The organism is Calidithermus terrae (genome assembly GCF_003574345.1).
GTDB lineage: Bacteria > Deinococcota > Deinococci > Deinococcales > Thermaceae > Calidithermus > Calidithermus chliarophilus.
Map to the genome: position 1 here is coordinate 1 of NZ_QXDL01000432.1, position 1190 is coordinate 1190.

Genomic DNA, 1190 nt, shown 5'->3' on the forward strand with positions numbered 1-1190 from the left:
GCAGGGGCGAAGGCGGGGTCGAGGTGGAGGGCGAGCTCGGGCAGGAAGTGCTGCGTGCGCCAGTCGTTCTTCTGCATCTTCTGCCAGTTGAGCAGGCTGACGGCGGCGCGCCGGCCGAGGGCCTCGAGGAGCTCGGGCGGGTAGGGCCGGGGGCAGCGGGTCAGGAGCTGCCACTCCAGGCTATCCGCGCCCAGCGGGCCGCTGCCCGACCCCAACCGCCGCAGGGCCTGGGCCAGCAGGCTGCCGGGCGAGAGGGCGGCGAGCAGGTCGGCGCCGGGGGCGCGCCTGGCGCCCTCGAGCAGCGCCAGCGCCCAGGCCTCGTCCCGGAAGCGCACGGCGGCCTCGGCCAGGGCCCCCTCGAGCAGCTCGCGCCACTCCCTGTCGGCCTTCACCGCCGGCAGCACCGCCTCGGGCTCGCCCCAGGCGGAGGGGGGCACGCGCCCCAGGATCTGCGCCAGCCACCAGGCCTTCTCCCCCACCCCGTAGGGCGCGCCCTTCTGCTCGACGCCGTCGCGGGCCCAGGCCTTGTCGAACTGCCCGGGCAGCGCCACCTCGAGCCGGGCCTTCTTCAGCCCCGCCACCCCCGCGGGGGTGAACCGGAGCAGCGCCCGGGCCCGCTCGGCCATGCGCCGCACCAGGCGCGAGCCGGGCAGGCGGCCCAGCAGCCCCTGGGCCACGCCCCGCACCTCCTTGCGCCGGTCGTCGAGGCAGGCCTCGAGGAAGGGCTCGTCGTCGAGGGAGAGGTTGGCCTCCAGCTCCTGCAGCATCCGGGCGCGCGCCTCGTGCGGCTCCTGCGCCCACACCGCCTCGAGCAGGGCCCGCGCCCGCGCTGGGTCGGCGCGGCGCACCCGCGCGAGGTAGGCCAGGCGCTCCTCGAGGCGGCCCTCCTCCCACAGCGACTCGCCCGGCTCCTCGGGGGTGACCCACTGCCCGAAGGGCACATAGCGGGCCAGCCAGCGGCCCCGCTCGCCCATGACCTCCAGGGCGGCGGGCCGCAGCTCGGGGCGCTCGTGGGCCTCCTCGAGCACCCGGAAGAGCCAGCCGCGCGCCGGCCGCACCCGGGCCCGGGCCATCAGGCCCAGCAGCTCGCCCGCCAGGTCGCCCTTCGGCGAGCCCGCGTGCATGACCGCCTCGAAGCAGCGGTGCTGCTCGGCGGTGGGCTCGGCCCAGGCGTCGGGCGGGGCGGCGGG

The 1190-nt window shown here is 78.1% G+C and carries 1 protein-coding gene; it reads right to left on the reverse strand.

The features are described 5' to 3' along the window. Window positions 1-1190, reverse strand: a 1190-nt coding sequence (locus Mterra_RS22730; protein WP_119316889.1) for a DUF5691 domain-containing protein, incomplete at both ends; no start/stop codon positions are given.